The sequence below is a fragment of the Acinetobacter radioresistens DSM 6976 = NBRC 102413 = CIP 103788 genome (genome assembly GCF_006757745.1).
Classification (GTDB): Bacteria; Pseudomonadota; Gammaproteobacteria; order Pseudomonadales; family Moraxellaceae; genus Acinetobacter; species Acinetobacter radioresistens.
On sequence record NZ_AP019740.1, the window covers coordinates 102039 to 124161 of the forward strand.

Below are 22123 nucleotides of genomic sequence, written 5' to 3' on the forward strand. Positions count from 1 at the left end.
AATCGAATAACAAAGGAAGGAGAGTTTTTAAAAAATATAATAAAATCAACAATAAAAAAAGCCCCAATCTTTCGATCAGGGCTTTTTGAATCTGGAGCGGGAAACGAGACTCGAACTCGCGACCCCAACCTTGGCAAGGTTGTGCTCTACCAACTGAGCTATTCCCGCATATTGAGCAGTTTTTATAAAAACTTGAACTAAAAAATCTGGAGCGGGAAACGAGACTCGAACTCGCGACCCCAACCTTGGCAAGGTTGTGCTCTACCAACTGAGCTATTCCCGCGTGCCGCTTATAATACATTATGGAAGATACCGGTCAACATTTTTCTACAGAATATTGAACTGATTGCATAAAATAAAATCATTTTAAGCTATTTAAATTCAACTTTTATCATCTTTTAGCCTGTTTGCCTTGTCATTCAGCACAAGGTAGTTGGTTTTATATCGAGGTATAACTATAAAAAGATGTAAAACATAAAGATTTTACTAAGGTAAGCTGGCTGAGGAACACGTATACTTCAATTCCACTCCAATAATCACTCAGAGGACTAGTTATGAGCCTAGAACAGCAACTGATTGAACGATTACAGACTTTGTCACCTACTCATCTTGAGGTAGTTAATGAATCTTCAAGTCATGGCGGTTATTTCCCGGGTAAAGAAACACACTTTAAAGTTATTATTGTCAGTGAGTCTTTTATTGGCCTGCGATTGGTACAGCGTCATCAGAAAATTTATGCTCTGACAGCAGATTTGATGAGTCCTGGCAATATCCATGCCTTGGCTATTCATGCTTATTTACCGACTGAATGGCCGGGAATTGCACCTGCAAGTCCTGAATGCGCCCATGCACCTAAAGTTTAACAAGAGTATGAATTATACATGGATACTCATCTATTCTTAAAAATTATACATATGAGCAGTGCCACACTAGCTCTGATTGTTTTTGTGCTGCGTGGCCTGACCCTATTTATCGGAACACAGGGCAACCAGCCAAACCCCATCGGACGTAAGATACTGGTCGCACTACAGCACTTATCCTTTAGCCTGATCATTTTAACAGGTATTATTTTATTAGTGATGAATCAGTTTATGGTACAGCCTTGGTTTTATGCCAAGATTATTCTGTTTATCGTTCTGTTTTCTTCGCTCATGAAGGCTTTTCGCAAGGATGATTCTATGTTATTAGTACAGCGTCGAGCCGGTTTGGCCATTGGTTTATTTGCTTTTATTGCCATTATTTTACTCGTGACCATTAAGCCAAACTTTTAGCACGCCATATACAGCTTGAGTAGCGGTGTGGTTAATTTATAGACTGGTTAAAGGAGTTCATTTCAGAGCTTTTCTTTGTAATTAAATCAGCACGTATATATGCCATCCCATCTCATCACGAATTTCTTACTGAATATGATTTGACCTGGTTGGTAGACAGATTGTTTAATAAAGAGACAAGCTTTGCGTCCGGAATTCTCAATGAAAAGAATCTATTTATCTGTGGCTGCTGTATCGGCTTTGTTATTAAGTGCCTGTGCAACCCCTGTAAAACCCAGCTATGTTTCTCCCACTCAATATCAGGCATTAAACTGCCAGCAATTGCAGAGTGAATATAACCGTATTCAACAATATCTCGATCAGGGCGTAACACCTGCTACACGTACAGGTGTAGGTTTAGGTGTAGGAATTGGAGGTGGTTGGGGCAGCCGTGGCGGCTGGGGAATCGGGCCATCTGTTTCGGTAAATATGGGGCAGTCCTCAAATACAAAGCGGACTGAAACCGCGCGTCTTTTGGGTGAACAAGAAGCTATTGCACAAGCTGCCCAGTTTAAAAACTGTCCGATCCGGCTGGTTAAACGTGCTACCACTTAAGCTAAAATATTTATATAACTCTACTTTTGAGTATGGGTATTGGAGAAAAAGGTTATAACTGACTGTGCCTCTATGGCTGTTATAAATTATCGGCTATATATCAAATTTAGGGTCTCGCTATTTTGAAGCAGAAAGCGATAGATCCTCAATATTATGATCGGTCATAATTTAGATATATTTATCCAGCTCAGGTTCTTGTTATAGAGTTGTCTATCTTCTAAAGATGTATGGCGGATATTATACTATAGAGCCGTTATAATTTTTTTTGAATACCTTGTTAATGTTAACTTTCTGAATTAAAGCAGATGTGTTCTTGAAACTAATATAGCCGATCATTTTAAAAAATCGGCTATATTTATACGGTATAAATGATGATAGAAAAGTTGTAATAGCACTTAACTTTTTTCAGCCACTGTTCGTTTATTTATAATTTTTTGCCGGATAAAACCAATAATACCAGGCAGAATACTTAAAATAATAATACCGAAAATCAGATGGGTAAAATTATCTTTAACAATAGGCATGTTACCGAACAGATAACCTAGTGCAATAAAAGATCCAACCCAGCAAAAGGCCCCAACAATATTATAACTTAGAAAATATTTATAGTTCATGCTACCGGCCCCTGCTACAAAGGGTGCAAAAGTCCGGGCAAAAGGAATAAAACGCGCAAAGATTACAGTTTTACCGCCATGCCGCTCAAAGAAACGCTGGGTTTTAAACAGATGTTCTTTATTGATAAAACGTGAGTTGATTTCAAAGACTTTGGGGCCCACCAACCGACCAATATGATAATTAAGTGTATCGCCCAGTACAGCAGCAATAAATAACAAGATACCCAGCACCCATGGATCCATCATGCCGGTAGAAGCAGCAATTGCACCGGCTGCAAATAATAGGCTATCTCCGGGTAGGAAGGGCATGACGACCAGACCTGTTTCGACAAAAATAATCAGGAATAAAATTGCATAAATCCATATGCCATAATCGCGGACAAATTCGAGTAAATGCTGGTCAACGTGTAAGATAAAATCGAGGAGTTCCATGGGAAAAAACAAGCATACGGGGTGACCAAATCCTAGCAGTGCCTATGCTGAAAGTCAGCAGCAAAATATAAAAAAATACATTTATATAGGGAGTTCAAAAATATCAATAAACTCTTGAGGAAAGAGAAGAGTCATTCATTATCAATCCTTGAAAAACAGATTAAGGACTATTTTCTGTTTTTTCCGCTATGAAAAAAGCCCATCATCAAAAAATTTTAAAAAATTGATATGTCTGAATAATGTGCTTAATACATCAAAAAATGCTAGAATAGCGCGCTTACTTCGATTGCCTTTCATAGTTGTTTGTCATGACTACCAATACCCAAATTACTGAAGACCGTATTCTGATTCTGGATTTCGGTTCTCAATATAGCCAGCTCATTGCACGCCGTGTTCGTGAAGCAGGCGTATATTCTGAAATGTATGCTTATGACATGTCTGAAGAAGACATTCGTGCTTTTAACCCGAACGGAATTATTCTGTCTGGTGGTCCTGAAAGTGTCCACGTAGAAGGTAGTCCGCGTGCACCACAACTGGTTTTTGAGCTAGGGGTGCCGGTACTGGGAATCTGCTATGGTCTACAAACCATGTGCGAACAGCTGGGTGGCAAGGTAGAGCCTGGTGTGGTGCATGAATTCGGTTATGCCGAAGTAGATATCCTGATTCGCGATGGTCTGATCGGACAGCTACAAGACCGTGAAAACCAGCTGCATGTCTGGATGAGTCATGGTGACAAAGTGAGTCAGCTACCAGCCGGTTTTAGTGTGACTGCCAGTACGCCAAGCTGTCCAATTGCTATGGTTTCTGATGAAGAACGCCGCTTCTATGGCATCCAGTTTCATCCAGAAGTAACACATACCTCTAAAGGTGCAGAGTTACTTTCCAATTTTGTACATCAGATCTGTGGCTGTCGTGGCCTATGGACTCCAGAACATATTATTGATTTACGTGTAGAACAGTTACGTGAACAGATTGGTAATGAAAAAGTATTGCTGGGACTTTCAGGTGGCGTAGATTCATCTGTTGTAGCAGCATTGTTGCATAAAGCGATTGGAGACCAGCTAACTTGCGTATTTGTCGACAATGGCCTTTTACGTCTGAATGAAGGCGATCAGGTTATGCAGATGTTTGCGCAGAATATGGGAATCCGTGTAATCCGTGCTGCTGCTGAAGAGCGCTTCCTTGGCGCATTGGCAGGCGAAGTTGATCCAGAGAAAAAACGTAAAATTATCGGCCGCGAGTTTATTGAAGTTTTTGCTGAAGAAGCTCGTAAGCTCGACGGTGTAAAATTCCTGGCACAAGGTACGATTTATCCAGATGTGATTGAATCTGCTGCCAGCAAACAGGGCAAGGCCCATGTGATTAAATCGCATCATAATGTAGGCGGTTTACCAGATGACCTGGCTTTTGAACTAGTTGAACCGTTACGTGACCTGTTTAAGGATGAAGTACGTAAACTGGGTACGACCTTAGGCTTGCCACATAGCATGATCTATCGTCATCCATTCCCGGGCCCGGGCCTTGGTGTGCGTATTCTGGGTGAAGTGAAAAAGGAATATGCTGATATTCTGCGTCTTGCTGATGATATTTTCATGCAGGAATTACGTGCCAGTGGCTGGTATGACAAGACTGCCCAAGCATTTGCTGTATTCCAGCCTGTCAAATCTGTGGGTGTAGTGGGGGATGGCCGTCGTTATGCATGGGTGATTGCACTGCGTGCTGTGGAGACAGTTGACTTTATGACAGCACGTTTCGCTCATTTGCCTTATGACCTGGTAGACCGTATATCTACCCGTATCATGAATGAAATTAAAGATGTATCACGTGTGGTATATGATGTGTCATCTAAACCACCTGCTACGATTGAATGGGAATAAACAGGCTATTTACAGGTTGAAGTATTTTATTAGGGTTTTCTATGAATCAGTTTTAAAATGCTCTAGTTAGCTGGCTTAAAATATCCCTTATAAAAAAGGACGCGAAAGCGTCCTTTTTTATGCAGAAAATTTACGTTATAACCGAATCAGATCAAGCAGATTTTATATAAAACATGATAAGAGTATAAAGATGAATCAATCAGGGACCGGAACTATAGAGCCAGCAGAGCATATACTGCCGCATGCAACTCAATTACAGGAAATACCTACCCGTACCGCTGAAATTGGACAGGGCACTGTAATTCAGCGGGCCCTGCCCAGCCGTTATAAACGTATGATTGGTGCGTGGTGTTTCTTGGATCATGCGGGACCAGCCACATTTAAACCGGGGCAGGGCATGAAGGTGGGGCCGCATCCTCATATCGGACTGCAAACTTTTACCTGGATGATTGAAGGAACGGTAATGCACCGGGATAGTGTCGGCTCTGAACAGCTCATTGAGCCGGGACAGGTCAATCTGATGACAGCAGGATATGGAATTACCCATACCGAAGTTTCTCCTGAGTCAGAGACCAGAATGCATGCTGCTCAGCTCTGGATTGCCTTACCTGATGAGCAGCGCAACATGTTACCTAAATTTGAACATTATTCTCAGTTGCCAGTTGTGGAAAAGGATCAGCTACAATGTACTGTACTGGTCGGTGAATTTTTAGGACAGTCTTCTCCGGTACAGGTTTATAGTCCATTGCTCGGTGTTGATTTAAAAGCTAGAGAAGATAGTCGGCAGGTTTTTGCTTTAAATCCACAATTTGAATATGGTTTTCTTGTTCTGGAAGGCAGTGCACAAGTGAACGGCCATGAATTACATAATCAAAATATGCTGGTATTGCATCCTGGTCTGGAAGAGATTGAACTTGAATTAAATAAAGATGCCCGTCTTTTATTGATAGGCGGCGCACCATTTGAAACGCCAATAGTCCTGTGGTGGAATCTGGTTGCACGAACTTCTGAAGAAATAAGACAGGCGCGTGAGCAATGGGAGAAACATGATCACCGTTTTGGAAACGTTGAGGGTCATGCTGGACCGCGACTTGAAGCGCCTCCTGTTCCCGGACAAATGCGTCCTGCCAAATAAGTCCCCTAATGACTGGTAATAGTATATAAAATAATAGGCTAACTGCTGTTGTTTTGATAACTTAATTTTTATAAACACAATAAACTCAGGAATAAAACCATGCTAACTCTACACCATCTGGAACAATCCCGTTCGTTCCGTATTCTTTGGGCTCTAGAAGAGTTAGGTCTAGATTATCAGATTGAATTTTATCGCCGTCAGCCAGATTATACCGGCCCAGATAGTTTAAAGGCCATTCATCCATTGGGTAAAGCCCCTATCTTAACAGATGAAGGTCATGTACTGGCTGAGTCTGGTGCAATCTTGGAATACCTGCAAAGCCAGTATGATCAAGAATCACATTTTAAGCCAACCGATCCTGCTGCTCTACGTGATTATATTTACTGGATGCATTATGCCGAAGGTTCACTGATGCCTTTACTGGTGTTTCAACTGGTGATTTCAAAAGTAGGAGAGCGGGTCCCTTTTCTGATCCGTCCGCTTGCCAATAAGATCACGGATGGTATCCGGGCCGGATTTGTTCAGCCACGCTTGAAAGATCATATTGCTTTTCTAGAGCAGTATCTGGGCCAGCATGAGTATGTCGCGGGCCAATTCAGTTTTGCCGATATTCAGATGAGTTTTCCGCTTGAAGCGATGGCAACACGTCTACAAGGGCATTATCCCAATATACAGAAATATTTAGCCCGAATTCATATACGTCCCGCTTATCAGCAGGCTAAGGCACGGGACCCGGAACAGGCTCAAGTATAACTGTATTTATTATTTATCAGGTATAAATAATAAAAGGATGCGGCTGCATCCTTTTCTATTTTTTCAGGTCTAACGTTTTACCACAATTGAATCAATACCACTATGCTGTAAAGTCTGCTGTGCAATGACAGCAGCTTCCTGTGAGTCATACGGCCCAGAAATGACCCGATACCAGGTTTGGCTATTTTCAGTGGTTTTGATGACATCAGCAGAAAGACCATTCAGGATAATTTCAGCACGGCGTGCATCAGCACTGTCAGGATCTGGAAAACTGCGTACCTGTAAAATAAACGATGGCTGACGTGGTGCAGGCGCTTCAGTCACATCCAGGCTACCATCTGCCGGTGCTGCATCTGCCGGTGTGGCAGGTTGTACTGGTTCAGGTGCTTCTACGATCACTACAGGTGCAGTATCTTTAGTGGTCTCAGGAATAGCCTGTTCAGGGATCGGTGTAACCTGCTGTTGTGGCAGCAAGTCATAGAAACGGTAATCCTTGTTGGTTTCTTCCTGGTAGTGCTCGGAGGTAATCTGGTTTTTCGGTTTAACCGGTTCCCACGGTTTCCAGAGCATCAATATAACTGCCAGGCAGAGTACAGCCAATATAGCGACCAGCGTCCCCAACCATTTCGGAATCAGGGGCTGCTTTGGCTTGGTTGACCGTTCAGATACACCGCGTTGCGTTTTTCCAAACACGTGGAAACCTCTCTTGTTATTTTACATGGTAGTCGGTGCAGACACACCGAGCAGTTCCAGGCCATTACGAAGTACTTGCTGAACATTTACAGAAAGTAGTAGACGGGCCTGAGTCAGTTCAGCATCATCACCAAGTACTTTATGTTCATTATACCAACCGTGGAAAAGCGCTGCCAATTCCTTCAGGTAGTTACCGACCTGATGCGGTTCATAAACATTGGCTGCACGAATCACAATATCCGGGTAAGCTGCCAGCTTGGCCAGCAGTTCAGTTTCTGCATCAAGTTCCAGGCGCGGTGCATGGCTACGTGCTGTAGAGACATTCAAAACAATACCATTACTCGCGGCTTTTTCTAGCATACGGCAGATACGTGCATGCGCATACTGGATATAATATACGGCATTATCTTTACTTTGCGAGACTGCGAGGTCAAGGTCAAAGTCAATATGCTGTTCAGATTTACGCATTACATAATAAAAACGTGCTGCGTCATTGCCAACTTCTTTACGCAGGTCACGCAAGGTTACAAACTGTCCGGAACGCGAAGACATCTGAACCATTTCACCACTACGCCATAAACTCACAAACTGTACCAGTAAAACAGTCAGTTTCTTTGAGTCATAACCCATTGCCTCAATTGCAGCTTTTACCCGCGAGATATAACCATGGTGATCTGAACCCCAGATATCAATCAGGTCGGTATAACCGCGTTGCAGTTTATTGAGATGATAGGCAATATCCGAGGCAAAATAAGTGGTCTGGCCATTACGGCGTTTTACCACACGGTCTTTTTCATCACCAAATTCGGTTGATTTAAACCAGATGTTGCCATCTTTTTCATATAAAAAGCCGCGTTGATCCAAGGTTTGTAGGGCTTCATCAATTTTTTCAGTGAGCGAAGCTTCACTAAACCATTCATTAAACGTTACACCGAACTCGCCCAGATCATCTTTAATATCATCTAGAATGGCTTTAAGCGCTGCCTGGTGAAACACTCGATAACCTTCACCCAGTAAGTGCTGGGCATTAAAAATCAGGCCATCAATATGCTTTTCTTTATCACCAGAGAGAACGACTTTATTACCTTCACTGTCTGGCTCAGCAGCATATTGAACATCTTCCGGAACATCTTTATAGACATCAGCGACAGGGTGTACATAAGTTTTACCTTTCAGGTCGATAATGCCCTGTGCGATTTCCTTGACATAGTCACCTTGGTAGGCATTTTTAGGAAAAACTAAATCTTGTCCTAACAGTTCAAGATAACGCAGGTAAGTAGAGGTCGCCAGAATATCCATTTGACGGCCTGCATCATTGACGTAATATTCACGATCAACCTTTGCACCTGTCGCCTCAAGCAAAGTGGCGACGGTCATGCCATAAGCAGCACCACGGCCATGACCTACATGCAGGCTAGATGTCGGATTGGCAGAGACAAACTCAACCTGAATTTTTTTCGCAGCATTAACCTGCGTGCGACCATATTGGTCTTTTTGAGCCTGAATCTGGTCGAGTACCGCAAAGCGCTGGTCAGCATTTAAAAAGAAATTGATAAAGCCCGGACCAGCAATTTCAGCTTTGCTAATGTCAGCCACTTCAGGCAGGTTTGCCAGAATTTTTTCAGCCAGATCACGCGGCTTCATACCAGCAGCTTTTGCCCCGATCATGGCAATATTAGATGCGAAATCGCCATGACTGCGGTCTTTGGTTCGGGTCAGGCTACTGCTGTTGGTCCACTCAGTGGGGAGTACCCCTTGGTTCTGAAGGGATTGTACTGCATGATCAAGAGCTGCTTGTATTGCCGTATTCATAATCAGTCGAAAAATAAGTATCGCGGAAAGAGAGCAAATATAACAAATTTCCAGCAGCTTGGGGGAGTGCATTTACAGGGATTAAAAGCGCTTTGGCCGTTTCATTACAGGAAATGCTATAATGCTGCTTATTTTCCTCAAGAAATCTGGAAAATATTTTATAAATTTATATTAAAAACCTAGAGTTATGCCATGAACCAAACGCGTGCGACCATTATCGGCAGTATCCCGAAGCTACCGGCAGCATGCGCTGCCTGGATAATACCTCTTATTTTATCCTGTCTGATGAGTGGAATAATTTCCATGATTAATCTTTTACGCAGTTTAGGTTGGGTCGAAAATTTCTTTCATCTCTGGTTTAGTGCCTGGATGTTATCTTGGCTGGCTGCATTTCCAGCGGTACTGATCCTATTGCCACTGGTACGCCGTATAGCCGGCCTGTTAGTTGATATGACCCCGCCATCTCCACCTCAGCGTTAATTAATTCCGTGCGGTCAGTGGTTTTTCTAGCAGTTCAGCGTGGTTAAGATGAAAGGTATAAAGGTTGCGGGAATAGTAGACTTTATTAATTTTTATTATTTTGGACTTTTGTTTGAACATATTCCGCTTCTGGAAGATGATAAAGCGCAAAGGGATTGGCAGTTTTTATTGTCGGGTAAGAGAAGAGCCGGATCTGTCTAGTCTCTAGTTTATTAGTCTAGACTTATTCACTGCTGCTCATACAAATAGAAAACCAGCTTTTGATAAGCTATCTGACCATTGAACTCAAAAGATAAAATATAATTTTGCTCAGGTTTGTTTTGAAGAATTTAAACTTTCTCTTTTTTATATAAACCTGCTGGATTCTTCAGAATGTGTCACTGAGCTGCCCCAATGGATTGAGAGTAATTTTATGAATATCTCTTATGCCTTTGGGGCAAAATTTAATAATTCTTTTATATCAAAACAGAGCTTAAATCTTCCCTTATTTTTGAAATGGCTCAATAGTTGCCATCTGCAGCCAGAAAAACACTAATCATCAATAAAATCAAAAAGTAGAGCTTTATTATTAGTCACTATTATTTTCAGAGAGTTAAATAGCACAGAAGTATAACAAAATAAAGTTTCATCAGAATCCTGTTCAGGACAATATAAAACCAGATCCAGTCTTCGACAACTTTCTTATTCTCTATGTAAATACTCTCAATATCAGTATCACTGTTCGAAATACCCATTTTATATAAAAAACGCTTAAGCTAAGGGTTAAATCAAGTGAATGAAAGTTGAAGACTGGACAGATCCTTACATTTTAGTCAATCTGGACCAAGTCTATAGGTATGAGATAAATGACCACAGAGCAAAGCAAGCATCCATTATATATTCCTTATGCTGGCTACACCCTATTAGAACTCCCGCTATTAAACAAAGGTTCTGCCTTTACCGAAGAAGAACGCAGTACATTTAATCTGCACGGTTTAATTCCGCATATTATTGAAAGTATCGAAGAGCAGAGCCAGCGCTCCTATCAACAGTACTCTTCTTTTAATGATGCAATCAATAAGCATATTTATTTACGAAATATCCAAGACACTAATGAAACCTTGTTTTACCACCTGATCGAGAATCATCTAAGTGAGATGATGCCGATAATTTATACACCGACAGTGGGTGAGGCCTGTCAGCGTTTTTCTGACATATATCGTCGACACCGAGGAATTTTTATTTCTTATCCGGACCGTGAACATATTGATGACATCTTGCAGAATGTCAGCAAAAAGAATGTAAAAGTTATCGTTATTACAGATGGCGAACGTATTCTGGGCTTAGGAGATCAGGGTATTGGCGGAATGGGGATTCCTATTGGCAAGCTCTCTTTATATACCGCATGTGGCGGAATCAGCCCGGCTTATACCTTGCCTATTACCATTGATGTGGGAACCAATAACCAGCAACTCTTAAATGACCCGATTTATATGGGATGGCGACAGCCACGTATTACTGGTGATGAGTATTATGCTTTTATTGATCAGGTGATTAATGCCATTAAACGCCGCTGGCCAAAAGCCTTAATTCAGTTTGAAGATTTTGCCCAGAATAATGCAATGCCAATATTGCAGACTTATCGCAACAAAATCTGCTGTTTTAATGACGATATTCAAGGAACTGCAGCAGTATCGGTAGGAAGCCTGATAGCAGCCAGCCGTGCTGCTGGCAAGCAGCTTAAAGATCAGGTTGTGGCATTCCTGGGTGCAGGCTCAGCCGGTTGCGGTATTGCTGAGCAGATTGTGGCACAAATGGTTGCGGAAGGTTTAACTGATATCGAAGCACGAGCACGTGTTTATATGGTCGACCGTTTTGGCCTGATTACTGAAAACCAGCCAAACCTGCGGGATTTCCAGCGTAAACTGGCGCAGCGTGCAGATGTCATTGCCGACTGGGCTGATATGGGTGAAGTTATCTCTCTACTGGATGTAGTCAGAAATGCTCAGCCAAGTGTATTGATTGGAGTATCTGGGCAGCCCGGACTATTTACTGAAGAAATTATTAAAACTATGCATGCGCATTGTGAACGTCCAATTGTAATGCCACTTTCTAATCCGACTTCTCAGGTTGAGGCTGTACCCGCCGATATTATCCAGTGGACGGAGGGGAAAGCTTTAATTGCAACCGGTAGCCCGTTTGCACCGGTCAATTATCATGGCAAAATTTATGAGATTTCCCAGTGTAATAACTCATATATTTTTCCAGGTATTGGTTTAGGTGTAATTGCCTGTGGCGCCACCCGGATTACAGATAGCATGCTTATGGCTTCGAGTAATGCCTTGGCAGATTGTTCACCTATGTTAATTGATCCAGAGGCAGACTTATTGCCGAGTATTGATGAGATTCAAAAGGTCTCTAAAATCATTGCTTTTAAAGTTGCGAAAGCAGCTATGGAAGCTGAAGTTGCTCCTCTCATTAATGATGAGCTCTTACAGAAGTGTATTGAAGAGAACTTCTGGAAACCAGAATATCGTCGCTATAAACGAATTCCTTTTTAACTTTAAGTAAATTCAAGGAGCTTTGGCTCCTTTTTTATTATTCAATAAAAAAGACTTTAACCCCAAAGCTGGACGATTACAACGATCTTGCATTAAAATGCGCCCAATTTATAACATCAATAATTAAAAAGAAGGCAACCATGCTGAAGAATATTTATTCTCTTTTTGAGCAGATGGGGCTAGGCGCATTAAAACGGGCCCTGCATGTCCAGTTTTCTCTTCCTGAACTTAATCAGCAGGTTTTTCTGCAACGTATTGATGGGCAGCATCGTATCAATCATGGTTTAAAGATAGAATTAATTTGCCTCTCAACCAATGCACATCTTCCGTTAAAGCAATTTATTGGTTGTCAGGTAGCAGTTGACCAAGTGACTGATACCGGGCAACTCAGCCGCAATTCGGGCATCATTACCCAAGCCAGTCAAGGTCAAAGTGATGGAGCGCTCAGCGTTTATAAACTTGTCTTGGAAGATGGCACTGTTCTCTGGCATAAACGTCGCAACAGTCGGGTGTTTATGAATAAGAGTGTGCCTGAAATCAGTGAAATTCTATTCAAGGAATGGCAAGCCAAAAGTCCATTATTTACAGCTAGTTTGAGTCTGGATTTAAGTGGTCTGTCCCAAAACTATGACGTACGCCCTTTTGTAATGCAGGCCAACGAGACTGATTATGAGTTTATAACCCGTTTGTGGCGTAGCGAGGGCATTAACTGGCTGGTCGATGAGCAAAGCTATCTGGTTGCACACCCGTTACAGGAAATTCAGCCACAGAAATTACGTTTGATTGATGACAACGTGCATTATACAGCGCTTAAACGTGGCCTGATAAATTTTCATCGTAGTCATGCGACTGAGCGTTTTGACAGTATCACCAATCTGACGGCCTACCGTAATCTTCAGTCAACGGCTACCCATGTACAACGCTGGCAGGCAGATAGTTTAAGTCAGGATGAAGGGAACGGTTCGGTACTAAGTACACATCAGCACAGCGAACAATATACCAATGAAAGTCTGAGTCTTGAACAGGCCTGGTCAACCAGTCCAGCATGGATTGGTGACCTGAATGGTGCAGACCAGTCAACCGTTTCAGGTTCAGCACAGGTAGAGAAGCTGAATTCTATCTTTAACCAGTACCAAGATAGTCAGGCTAAATATTTTAAGGCAAGCAGTAGTGTACGGGATGCACAGATCGGTTACTGGTTTGAGTTAAATGGGCATCCTGAAATTGACCAGCATACTGGAGCTGACAAACAGTTCCTGATTTATGAAAAAACCTTTTATAACCAGAACAATTTACCTAAAGATATACAAAGCCAGATTGACCTCTTGATCAGTATTAAAGACTGGTTATCTTCAAACGATGAGCGACAGGCCAATGAACTGGTCCTGATACGCCGTCAGGTAAAAGTTGTTCCTGAATACCAGCCGCTGGTCCATCGTCCACCTGCCTATCCACAACGTGCTCGTGTCGTCGGGCCAGAAGGCGAAAGTATTCATGTAGACCAGTGGGGCCGTATTAAAGTCCGGTTTCTGTTTACTAGGGTAGATGACCATAGCCATGATGGAGGAGCCGGCAGTAATAATAATGATACTGACTCAGCCTGGGTAGATGTACTCACACCATGGGCGGGAGAGGGATATGGGGCCCGCTTTTTACCTCGCATTGGTGAATTGGTGGTGATCGATTTTTTTGACGGCAATGTAGATCGCCCATTTATTATAGGGCGTATTCATGAGGCAGAGCGTTATCCGACCCGTTTCGATATTAAGGGGCAACTACCTGATACCAAAAAACTTAGTGGTATTCGTAGTCAGGAAGTTAATGGTAGTGGTTTTAACCAACTACGATTTGACGATACCACGGGTCAGATTAGTACCCAGCTACAAAGTAGCCATGCAGCGACACAACTGAATTTGGGAAATCTTAGTCATCCTAAAGACAAAGCGGTTAGCAATAGCCGAGGTGAAGGTTTTGAACTTAGAACCGATGCTTGGGGAGCATTACGTGCTGGTAAAGGAATGCTAATCAGTACCTATCCACAGGAACAAGCCATAGCTGACCATCTGGAAGCTACACAAGCCCAGTCTTTACTGTCGGAAGGCTATGAAAGCATGAAGATGCTAAGCGAAATTGCTACCAAACAGCAGACTGATGCATTAAATGTGATTAACCGCTTACCAAAACTTATCCAGTCACTTGAACTAAAAACTACAGGGCAGGCGTTAAACAGTACACTCAACTTATTTAAAGAAAGCATGAACAATGATCCAATCCATGCACTAAAAGATTGTGGCGGGTTTATTGAAGAAATAGGTTCTTTAGGCGGTGATGTAAAAGGGGTTATAGATGAATTCAATACATTTTTTACTGATGCTAAAGATGCAGTGGAGAACTTAAAAGAGTTTATTGAAAATGTTGAGGAGCATGGTGCTGATATTGTAAAAGGCAAGCTTGCCAGTATTAAAGACCAGATTCAGCAGAACCCATTTGAAAGTATTAAAGAAGTGGGAAAAGTCTTGGCAAATGTAGATATGAAAGACTTTGACCTAATGAGCGTATGTGGAACCTTTAGTAAAGGTAGCAAGCTGCAAATCACTCCTTCTAAAGCATTGAGTTCGTTACAAGGCTTTATGGAAGGCTATACCCAAGGTTTAGAAAGTAGTCCCGACACTAAACAGCAAGAGCAGGGCAAAATTTTTAGACAGGCATTGATGTTATTAGCTTCACCAAATGGTATTGCTTTAACGACACCTGAAAATATTGTTTTGCAGGCCTCTCAGGATATTGCCGAGAGTGCCAGTGGTTCAATTAACCTGAGTGCGCAGAAGAATATTATTGGACATGCACAGGACAAAATCAGCCTGTTTGCTGCACAAAATGGGCTCCGCGCTTATGCAGCAAAAGGGAAGCTCGAGCTACAAGCACAAGACGATGCGATTGAGGCGATTGCCAAGAAGGTCATTAAACTGATTTCTACTGAGGAAAAGATTGAAATCACCAGTCCTAAAGAGATTGTCCTGACAGCAGGTGGCTCTCAGCTGAAGATCAATGCCAACGGTGTGTTTTCAACCACAGGCGGTAAGTTTGAGAGTAAGGCTGGGCAGCATTTATTTACTGGTGGAGCTAAAGTTTCATATGAGGTACCTGAATTACCAAAAATAGGGCTATATGCTGTTGATTTCTTATTTTCAAGTTTAGCAGGTACGGGGATAGGAAATGCAAAAATACAGATGTATGAACCAGATAAGAAAGAAATTATTTGGGAAGGGGTAACGGATTCAATAGGGAAAAGCAACTTATCAGTGCAAGAAGAATCAAAACGATACGAAGCATTGATTGGTTTTGATGAATGGTCAAGTATCTTTGACGATGAGGATAAATACGAAGAAGAAAATGACGATGAATTTGAAATTGGTGAACATGGTTTACAAGCTGAAAAAAAAGATTTAGAACAATAGGTAATTCTATATGTCAAAAGTTTATATAGTTAAATCTGGTGATACTCTTTGGGGAATCTCAAAAAAACATCATATTACAGTAAAAGAGCTTGCGAGAATTAACTCATTATCAGGCAGAATGATTCATAGCTTAAAAGTAGGACAAAAAATTCATTTAAAAGAAGACTCTGGTATTAGCCATAAATTTGAAACCCAATTAAAAATAGTCTTAATGGATCTTTCTTTTAAACCAATATTAAAGGCTACAATTCAACTAGAATTTGATGGAAAAAGGGTAGTAAAAAATACGATTAATGGTATTTTTGATGATATAGGAATAGAAGACCATTCTAAAGGGCTAAAAGTATTCTTCAAAAATATAAATGGCAGCTTTGATTTAATTGCTGACCATAAAATGCTTCCTTTGGGGCGAAAAGTCTTAAAATTAACTTCAAGAAAAATTAAAGTTGAAGGATCACATTATGTAAAAGAAGGCTTACTTAACGAGACTATATCTGAAATTAAAAATAATTTAAAAAGGGTGGGAAAGCCTATAGTCGATGGAGTCTCTTCAACGTTTGAAAGTCTATCGAGTACAAAAAATCCTCATCAGCTCCAAAGAGTACCATCTAAACAAAGAAATCAATTACCTGAAGAAAGACAGGAGCAGAAACGAACTGATGCTGGTAATAGTACACACATAATTGCTACACAATTTACAGAAGATAATTTTTTACTAAAGCCAGTTAATAATAAATATAGAGCTTATATTGTGAGCGCTGCTAAGCGACATGGTTTTACCGCACATTCATTAGCAGCTGTTATTGATGCTGAAGCGGCAAAAATAAAAAGAACAGGGGAGTGGAATATTAATAGTAAAGCGAATTCTAGTTCTGCTGCAGGGTTAACTCAATTCTTAGATGGCACATGGCTCGCTATGTGCAATGATAGCAGTTCGTTAGTTGGGCAATATGTAAAAAATAATCCAAAATTAACTAAAGAGCAAAAATTAAATTTGAGGTTTAATGCAGAAATGGCAATTGATGCTGCTGCTGCGTATGCTGTTAGTAATTTTAAATCTTCTGGTCTTCCTTATCAGAATTTAACTGAGCCAAGTTCAATGGCAAAATTTGCTTACTTATTACACCATGAGGGAGCTTCAGGAGGAAAAAATTTCGTCTTAAATACTCTAAGCCCCGAGCGGGCTAAGAAACTATTGTTTATTCAATTTGGTAAAAATGGTGCTAAACAGGCTGAAGAATTCTTAAAAAGGTATAAAGGAGATGCAAAAGCGGCTTATGGAGCGTGGCTAAGAAATTATATTGACGGGCATATTGACATTTATAATTATGTTGTTGATATGAGTAAGACCTCTAAAATAAACTTAAGCATGGAAGAAACTATTAAGCTATTAAATGGACAGTCAATACCAGCACCTATTCCTAAAGATCAAAAAGTAACTTCAAAAACTACTAATACTCAACAATCAGTACCAGAGAGTGAAAGCAATAAATCTCAAGTTAAAAACGATGGAAAGACTGTTGGCGGGGATGAGGGATGGCATGATCCTTTACTAAAATGTAAATTAAGAATAGCAGGATTAGCAAATGCTAAAGGAGCTACCTTTGGTAAAGTGAGAAATAATGGAACCAAGAATCATCAGGGTGTTGATTTACAGGCTAATCCCGGCACACAAATATACGCTGTATGTGGTGGAGTAATTGTTGTTGCTCAAGATTCTGGTGGTGCATATGGTAAAGTTATTGTCTTAAAAGTTGACCTCAATGATCTAGCTGAAAAACAAAAAAAATATGCTCAAAGCAAGCTTGCAAAAAAACAATATATCTACTTCTTTTACGCACATTTGTCAGATATTAATGTGAATTTAGAAGATCCTGTAGTAGAGACTGGAGATATAATAGGGAAGACTGGTGCAACAGGCAATGCAAAGGGAATGACAACAATTCCTAATGGCGCTCACCTTCATTTTGAAGCTAGGAGTGCTCCTGTATTAGGAATTGGATTGGATGGGAGGATTGATCCTATACCGTTTATAAATGCAAATTTACCATTTTGATTTTGAGGTTATTATGAAATCTATAAAATTACTAGCAATGATAATTGCTTATGGTGTTTCTTTTAATATTTGCAATGCCAAAGAAAACTCCCTTTGGGACGACTATTTACAAGATGCCACTCAAGTTAACTCACCTGTAGAGTATATAGGAACATATAATAAATATTCTGCCATTAATCCTACTTTGAAGATTATGTTGAGAGATTTTGGTGATATTAATAAGACAAAAAAAAATATTAACTATACGTTAAAAAAATATGGTATCCAAATATTAAATGGTAAAAATATATATAATATTTTAAGGACAGCAGTGCCTTTGGAGTCTAATGTTGACTTATCTTTACTGTATCATGATAAAGCTATTTTAGCTTTTAGAATTAGAGAGTTAAGTACTATTAACTATGTTAGAGTTCCTTTTAAAAGAAATAAAGTCTCTGCTTTTTTATATAATATAAAAGATAATAATTTTACCGAAATACCAGTAATACTCTCTGACAGTGAAGATGGTAATGAGAAAACAGATCTACTCATGGGTGATCAGGTAACATATGATGCTAAGAAAAGACAATATACCTATTTTGCAAATGTTAAAAATTATAAAGATGGAAAAACTTCCCCATTTAAGATTACTCTAAATGTTAATCTAAAATGTATTTCGTCAACTATAGGTTGCGAAACTACAGGTATTTTAGCAGCTGAAAAGCAAATTAAATAATTTAACCTTTAGAGATTATTTAACAGCTAGGCTCTGTATTCATAAATTGCAATAAAGTTAGTAATAATGAAAATTTATCTACTAACTTAATTATACTTGTATAAATTTTAGGATGCTCAAGTAATACAGCTATAGCAAAATATATTTACAAAATAAAAAAAATATTAGGGTGATTAAACAACCTATATTCTCAGATTTTTATTGAGCACGTAGAAAAATCTGAAAAAAATACAGAAAAACAAGTAATATACAAGACTATTCTTATCAAAAATGAAAATTTTAGAAGAATTTCCTGTTCAGGGTGGATAATAGCAAGGTGAAATATCCTAATTTAGAAAATTCTAGATTTATATCGAAGAATAATAATATGGTATATTCTATAGCTAAGAAATATATATATAAATTAAGAGGTTAAATCAGAATTTTACCTGATAACCTTAAGTAAAAAATAGAAATAGAAAAATAGGTGGTTATTACTCAATTGATAGCATAGAGTCTATAAGGATAAGAAAGGAAAATTATTAAGGAAAAATTTAAAATAAGATTAACTTAAAATTAGATTAGTATACCTTATCAAAATTAGGGTATATATTTTTAATAGAATAAAAATCTATAAATGATTAATATGAGTCAATAGAAAATTTTAAATAAAATTTTCTATTGGTTTGATAGTACTAATTTGTGAATTATCTAAAGAGAATGCTCAAGATTATTATATAATTTATTCTCAAGCTGAGATACCAAAGGTTATCCTAATTAGTGGCTAAATTTTTAAATAAAAATCTGAATAAGTTCGAATATAATATTTGTATTTGATTTTTAAAGGAATTTAATATGATTTTTTTCAAAAAAGATATATATATTTTATATTTAGTAAGTCTAAGTGGTTTAACATCTTTATGTATAAATGCTTCAGAAAACAAGTGTCAATCTGATAATATAAATCAAAATCTAAACTGTATTTTAAAAAATAATGAATTTCTAAAAAATGAATTGATTAATAAAGGGAATAATAGAGAAAAAGATGTAAAAAAATGGGAGAAAGAAGTTTCTAATAAGTGTGAAGGTCACTTAAATTATGGTTTAGGTGAAGGTCCTGCTGTAGCTCGTGAATCTTGTTATAATCAAGAATATAAAAGCAGATTAGGTAATTTAAGTCACTCAAAGAAAAATATTGAAAGACCGAAAAATTTGAAAAATAATGATGGTTTTTATATAACACCACTTCCTTATAATTCTAATAATCATATTAACTGTATTTTATTAGAAGAAAAAAATAGTTGTAGTCAAATAAATTTAATTAATAGTACTAATCTTATTAAGGTTTATAATTTTATTAATCCAAGTTATGGTGATTCAGTTATTTTTCCAGAAACAAATAATGGTGTGTTATTAATTGCTTCGCCTTCTATAAGTGAAAATGAAAGCCCAGAAATAAATCTTATGACGGTTAATAAGTTTGGCTTAGTTAAGAGTATTACATTGGATGTTTCTAAAAATATTTTAATTAACCAAAACTATGAAGTTTTTTATAAAGAATCTGGCCAAAATCACAAGCTGAGATTAAATGAAGAGGGTAGATTTGTTAAGTAATTTATTTTATATATAGATAATATTTTAAAAGCTTGAATCTGAAAAGTTGCTGGAATGTTATTTTATAATATCAAAAGAATTTGGGTTTGAAGGTTTAGTTTTAAAAAAAACCTCATGTATAAAGGATCTATTTAAAAATGAAAAATACATCTGTAAGCTTAACTGTGCTTATAATTTTATCAATTTTAGGATGTTCAAGTAATACGTCTGTAGCAAAAGATATAAATAAAATCGATGTCAAAAGCTGTTCAATTGATTTTGATGAAGTAGATTTTTGTACCAAAGAAAGATTAAAAGATTATAATAATATTTTAAAAAATAAAGTATCAAATTTTGATAAAAATAAGTTTTTAATGAGTTTTAAAGAAAAAAACTATTTATATTTTGCTGTTATCGATTTAGAAAGTCTTAAGGTTTTTACATTTCCAGCTTCATTGAGTGTGATGTCAAATATTAAGCCTGTAGAATTTTCATCAAATAATAATTTATTTTGTTTAAATGGTAACTTTAACCAATATCAGAATTCTTATAGGGCAGTAAAAACGTGCTATGTATATAATAATGGGGATTTTAATTTTAAATCAAGAGATGAGTTGGGAAAAGAAACAAAAAAATATGATAACTTTAGTTCCAATAATGAGATAAAGAAACTTAACTTACCAATTTCTTCCGATTTTTACTCTAAGTGTACTGAGAAAAATCCAGTGAAAAAATGTGAACAAATTGAAAAATATAATAATAGACCTTATACGTTATCTGAATTACAAAAAATATCTCCTGATTTGGTGGTTTTATTAAACGACTCAAAAGTAAAATCATTAAATGCAGATACATTTAGGTTCCTTCCTAAAATTAAAGATAGTTTTTATTCTATTGCGGCTTTGTTGCATAAACATTCAAAAGCTGAGTTCTCCCCAATCCATTCAAATTTAAGACACAACTTGGGTGCGAGGTCTACCTAATTCCGTAAATCTATTCAGAACTGCCACACGCGCATGAATTTCATTGACCTGACTTTGAAAATGTCTTGCCGTCAGCCTATCACCTAATAATTTGATGCAATGCATCTTGGTTTCCACCAAACTACGACGGTGATAACCCGACCATTTTTTCCATAGGGTTCTACCTAAATGTTTAACCGTTTGAAGTAACTCATTTCGTTCTATTGAACTTATTTTAGAATCTTTCCAGGGCTTGGCATTCTTTCTGGGTGGAATTACTGCATGTGCTTGACGATCTGAAATCACTTTTCTGCAGCACTTCGTGTCGTACGCGCCATCGGTATAGACAGAATCTATTCGCTCATCTAGTGGAATTTGATCCAGTAAATCACCTAGTACTTGTGAATCACTGACATTATTTGTAGTAAGCTGAACGGCACGTATTTGCAGTGTTTCAGCATCTATACCAATATGCAGTTTACGCCATTGCCGACGGTATTCAGGCTGATGTTTTTTACGCTTCCATTCGCCTTCACCTAAAAACTTTAAACCCGTAGAGTCGACAAGTAGGTGTAACCCATCATGACTTTTCTGATAGCTTATCGCAATATCAATATGCTTTTGTCGTCTACAAAGGGTGGAGTAATCTGGTGCTGTCCAATTCAAGCCACAGAGTTTAATCAGGCTTTGAACAAAGCCAGTAACCATACGTAAAGAAAGACGGAATAGAGATTTGATCATTAAACAGCATTGAATCGCTGTATCGGAATAAGTTTGATTTCGTCCTTGCTTGCCTTGTGGTTGTGCATACCATTGCGTCTTAGGATCAAACCAGATTGAAATATTTCCTCGCTTGATTAAAGCTTGGTTATACGAGGACCAATTGGTTGTACGATAGATTTTAGGTGTAGGCTTCTTCATCTGGAAATTATATTACTGAAGAAGCCTTCAAGAATAGCTTTGTGCAACAAAGCCTTCTATTGCCGAAAAGTATATTGATACAGATGAAGAATCTAGTTCTGAATTTTATCTGATAAAAATAAAACCTGAGCTGGGGGTAGTGAAAATAGGTGATTATTACTCAATTGATAGCTCTGGAGTGATTAGTTATAAAAATGAGAATGAAAAGCTATTAAAGAAAAATTTAAAATAAGAATAG

Annotated in this window: 16 protein-coding genes, 2 tRNA genes and 1 pseudogene; 13 read left to right on the forward strand and 6 right to left on the reverse strand. The window is 38.6% G+C overall.

The features are described from left to right. Window positions 1–92: 92 nt before the first annotated feature. A tRNA-Gly gene (locus tag ACRAD_RS00470) sits at window positions 93–168 on the reverse strand. A gap of 39 nt (window positions 169–207) precedes the next feature. After that, window positions 208–283: transfer RNA gene (locus tag ACRAD_RS00475), tRNA-Gly, on the reverse strand. A 271-nt stretch (window positions 284–554) separates the two neighbouring features. Here ACRAD_RS00475 and ACRAD_RS00480 point away from each other — a divergent pair. The 3 genes from ACRAD_RS00480 (at window position 555) to ACRAD_RS00490 (ending at window position 1865) form a co-directional block, all read left to right on the forward strand. Then, window positions 555–863, forward strand: a complete 309-nt coding sequence (locus tag ACRAD_RS00480; RefSeq protein WP_005017362.1) for a BolA family protein — start codon at window positions 555–557, stop codon at window positions 861–863. 18 nt (window positions 864–881) lie between these two features. Then, window positions 882–1271 (forward strand): SirB2 family protein, encoded by a 390-nt coding sequence (locus tag ACRAD_RS00485; RefSeq protein ID WP_005017360.1) that lies wholly within the window; start codon window positions 882–884, stop codon window positions 1269–1271. A gap of 201 nt (window positions 1272–1472) precedes the next feature. Then, on the forward strand, window positions 1473–1865 hold the full coding sequence (locus tag ACRAD_RS00490; RefSeq protein WP_005023701.1) for a hypothetical protein: 393 nt from the start codon (window positions 1473–1475) through the stop codon (window positions 1863–1865). A 395-nt stretch (window positions 1866–2260) separates the two neighbouring features. On the opposite strand, the gene ACRAD_RS00495 is transcribed toward ACRAD_RS00490, so the two are convergent. Continuing rightward, window positions 2261–2911 (reverse strand): DedA family protein, encoded by a 651-nt coding sequence (locus ACRAD_RS00495; RefSeq protein ID WP_005023700.1) that lies wholly within the window; start codon window positions 2909–2911, stop codon window positions 2261–2263. 308 nt (window positions 2912–3219) lie between these two features. Between ACRAD_RS00495 and guaA the strand changes: the two genes are divergently transcribed. From guaA to ACRAD_RS00510, 3 genes and pseudogenes are all read left to right on the forward strand, one after another. After that, window positions 3220–4788, forward strand: a complete 1569-nt coding sequence (guaA, locus tag ACRAD_RS00500) for a glutamine-hydrolyzing GMP synthase (protein ID WP_005017353.1) — start codon at window positions 3220–3222, stop codon at window positions 4786–4788. Window positions 4789–5041: 253 nt separating this feature from the next. After that, a pseudogene (locus tag ACRAD_RS00505) lies at window positions 5042–5923 on the forward strand (pirin family protein); the annotation flags it as partial. A 99-nt stretch (window positions 5924–6022) separates the two neighbouring features. Continuing rightward, on the forward strand, window positions 6023–6676 hold the full coding sequence (locus ACRAD_RS00510; RefSeq protein ID WP_005023696.1) for a glutathione S-transferase: 654 nt from the start codon (window positions 6023–6025) through the stop codon (window positions 6674–6676). A gap of 69 nt (window positions 6677–6745) precedes the next feature. Here ACRAD_RS00510 and ACRAD_RS00515 read toward each other — a convergent pair whose 3' ends face one another. Both ACRAD_RS00515 and argS read right to left on the reverse strand, forming a co-directional pair. Beyond that, window positions 6746–7369 (reverse strand): SPOR domain-containing protein, encoded by a 624-nt coding sequence (locus ACRAD_RS00515; protein ID WP_005023694.1) that lies wholly within the window; start codon window positions 7367–7369, stop codon window positions 6746–6748. A gap of 21 nt (window positions 7370–7390) precedes the next feature. Beyond that, window positions 7391–9181 carry an arginine--tRNA ligase gene (gene argS / locus ACRAD_RS00520; RefSeq protein ID WP_005023692.1) on the reverse strand — a complete coding sequence of 597 codons (1791 nt, stop codon included), beginning with the start codon at window positions 9179–9181 and terminating at the stop codon, window positions 7391–7393. A 192-nt stretch (window positions 9182–9373) separates the two neighbouring features. On the opposite strand from argS, the gene ACRAD_RS00525 reads away from it, so the two are divergent. From ACRAD_RS00525 to ACRAD_RS00560, 7 genes are all read left to right on the forward strand, one after another. Next, window positions 9374–9661, forward strand: a complete 288-nt coding sequence (locus tag ACRAD_RS00525; protein ID WP_005017339.1) for a DUF2798 domain-containing protein — start codon at window positions 9374–9376, stop codon at window positions 9659–9661. Between the two features lie 845 nt (window positions 9662–10506). Further along, window positions 10507–12201, forward strand: coding sequence for an NAD-dependent malic enzyme (locus tag ACRAD_RS00530; protein WP_005023691.1), 1695 nt, complete (start codon window positions 10507–10509; stop codon window positions 12199–12201). 140 nt (window positions 12202–12341) lie between these two features. Beyond that, complete coding sequence (locus tag ACRAD_RS00535; protein ID WP_005023690.1) at window positions 12342–15659, forward strand: type VI secretion system Vgr family protein; 3318 nt, start codon at window positions 12342–12344, stop codon at window positions 15657–15659. Between the two features lie 10 nt (window positions 15660–15669). Beyond that, entirely contained in the window at window positions 15670–17715 is a 2046-nt protein-coding gene (locus ACRAD_RS00540; protein ID WP_005023688.1) for a peptidoglycan DD-metalloendopeptidase family protein, read from the forward strand. 13 nt (window positions 17716–17728) lie between these two features. Then, complete coding sequence (locus ACRAD_RS00545; protein WP_005023686.1) at window positions 17729–18430, forward strand: hypothetical protein; 702 nt, start codon at window positions 17729–17731, stop codon at window positions 18428–18430. Between the two features lie 834 nt (window positions 18431–19264). Continuing rightward, the gene (locus tag ACRAD_RS00555; protein WP_005023685.1) at window positions 19265–20023 is read left to right on the forward strand and encodes a hypothetical protein; all 759 of its coding nucleotides are present in this window, start codon (window positions 19265–19267) and stop codon (window positions 20021–20023) included. A gap of 137 nt (window positions 20024–20160) precedes the next feature. Next, entirely contained in the window at window positions 20161–20985 is an 825-nt protein-coding gene (locus tag ACRAD_RS00560; RefSeq protein WP_005023682.1) for a hypothetical protein, read from the forward strand. Here ACRAD_RS00560 and ACRAD_RS00565 read toward each other — a convergent pair. Beyond that, entirely contained in the window at window positions 20953–21885 is a 933-nt protein-coding gene (locus ACRAD_RS00565) for an IS5-like element ISAha3 family transposase (RefSeq protein ID WP_004812228.1), read from the reverse strand. The genes ACRAD_RS00560 and ACRAD_RS00565 overlap by 33 nt on opposite strands. Between the last annotated feature and the right edge of the window lie 238 nt (window positions 21886–22123).

What these genes read in the sequence shown, in the direction of transcription:
- ACRAD_RS00525 (WP_005017339.1), top strand. Translation starts at nt 9,374, where the DNA reads ATGAACCAAACGCGTGCGACCATTATCGGCAGTATCCCGAAGCTACCG.
- ACRAD_RS00510 (WP_005023696.1), top strand. Translation starts at nt 6,023, where the DNA reads ATGCTAACTCTACACCATCTGGAACAATCCCGTTCGTTCCGTATTCTT.
- guaA (WP_005017353.1), top strand. Translation starts at nt 3,220, where the DNA reads ATGACTACCAATACCCAAATTACTGAAGACCGTATTCTGATTCTGGAT.
- ACRAD_RS00545 (WP_005023686.1), top strand. Translation starts at nt 17,729, where the DNA reads ATGAAATCTATAAAATTACTAGCAATGATAATTGCTTATGGTGTTTCT.
- ACRAD_RS00530 (WP_005023691.1), top strand. Translation starts at nt 10,507, where the DNA reads ATGACCACAGAGCAAAGCAAGCATCCATTATATATTCCTTATGCTGGC.
- ACRAD_RS00540 (WP_005023688.1), top strand. Translation starts at nt 15,670, where the DNA reads ATGTCAAAAGTTTATATAGTTAAATCTGGTGATACTCTTTGGGGAATC.
- ACRAD_RS00495 (WP_005023700.1), bottom strand. Translation starts at nt 2,911, where the DNA reads ATGGAACTCCTCGATTTTATCTTACACGTTGACCAGCATTTACTCGAA.
- ACRAD_RS00560 (WP_005023682.1), top strand. Translation starts at nt 20,161, where the DNA reads ATGAAAAATACATCTGTAAGCTTAACTGTGCTTATAATTTTATCAATT.
- ACRAD_RS00485 (WP_005017360.1), top strand. Translation starts at nt 882, where the DNA reads ATGGATACTCATCTATTCTTAAAAATTATACATATGAGCAGTGCCACA.
- ACRAD_RS00490 (WP_005023701.1), top strand. Translation starts at nt 1,473, where the DNA reads ATGAAAAGAATCTATTTATCTGTGGCTGCTGTATCGGCTTTGTTATTA.
- argS (WP_005023692.1), bottom strand. Translation starts at nt 9,181, where the DNA reads ATGAATACGGCAATACAAGCAGCTCTTGATCATGCAGTACAATCCCTT.
- ACRAD_RS00480 (WP_005017362.1), top strand. Translation starts at nt 555, where the DNA reads ATGAGCCTAGAACAGCAACTGATTGAACGATTACAGACTTTGTCACCT.
- ACRAD_RS00555 (WP_005023685.1), top strand. Translation starts at nt 19,265, where the DNA reads ATGATTTTTTTCAAAAAAGATATATATATTTTATATTTAGTAAGTCTA.
- ACRAD_RS00535 (WP_005023690.1), top strand. Translation starts at nt 12,342, where the DNA reads ATGCTGAAGAATATTTATTCTCTTTTTGAGCAGATGGGGCTAGGCGCA.
- ACRAD_RS00565 (WP_004812228.1), bottom strand. Translation starts at nt 21,885, where the DNA reads ATGAAGAAGCCTACACCTAAAATCTATCGTACAACCAATTGGTCCTCG.